2 protein-coding genes are annotated in these 689 nt (G+C 39.9%); both read right to left on the bottom strand.

Features of this window, described 5'->3' with window-relative positions:
- Positions 1 to 304 (bottom strand): DUF2812 domain-containing protein (locus C4N24_RS15035; protein ID WP_146746827.1); only part of this gene is annotated, 304 nt, incomplete at its 3' end.
- Complete coding sequence (locus C4N24_RS15030) at positions 297 to 626, bottom strand: PadR family transcriptional regulator (protein WP_112092034.1); 330 nt, start codon at positions 624 to 626, stop codon at positions 297 to 299. The genes C4N24_RS15030 and C4N24_RS15035, both read right to left, overlap by 8 nt.
- Between the last annotated feature and the right edge of the window lie 63 nt (positions 627 to 689).

Below are 689 nucleotides of genomic sequence, written 5' to 3'. Positions count from 1 at the left end.
AACCGCCCATTTCCGCCCATGGACGCAATCGAACTTTTCCGACAGAATAGTTTAGATTGATGTTCTTGAAAAATACCTTGTAGCCCATATCCTCCAAAAAGTTAGCATAGTCTGTTGCGTTATCTTTTGATTTTTCTCCGATAAACTCTACACAATAGGTCACTTCATCGGGATTACATTTTTCGAATTCATAGAGCATTCTTCCTGTCCGGACAAGTCGATAGCCTTTTTGAGACATTTGGTTTAACCAGTTTGCCTGTGCATTTAGCAATCCACCAAAGAAGCGATAGCATTTTTTACTCATACTGTACCTCTCCAATAATTTCACTTGCGACGCGTACAAGTTCGTTTAGTCTTGCAAGCTCTTTTTCTGCAATTTCTTTTCCCTGTGCTGTAATGTGGTATTCTTTTTTTCTTCCCTCACTATCTCCATAAGGTTCAATCCACTTCTTGTCCTGCAAAGAGTTTAATGCTCCATATAAAGTGCCTGCGCCTAGGGAAAGCCGTCCGCCTGTTTTTTCTTCAATAAATTGCATGACGGCGTATCCGTGTTTTGGCGTATAAAGAGAGAGCAAAATATAAAAGGTGACTTCTGTAAGCGCACCACCTTTTGTATTATCTCGCATGGTTTGACCTCCTTATTACGGTTACTGTAATAAATATATCACTAACCGTAATATTCGTCAAGC

Source organism: Faecalibacterium prausnitzii (genome assembly GCF_003287405.1).
GTDB classification, from domain to species: Bacteria; Bacillota; Clostridia; order Oscillospirales; family Ruminococcaceae; genus Faecalibacterium; species Faecalibacterium intestinale.
This window is presented reverse-complemented; position numbering and strand designations above follow the sequence as displayed.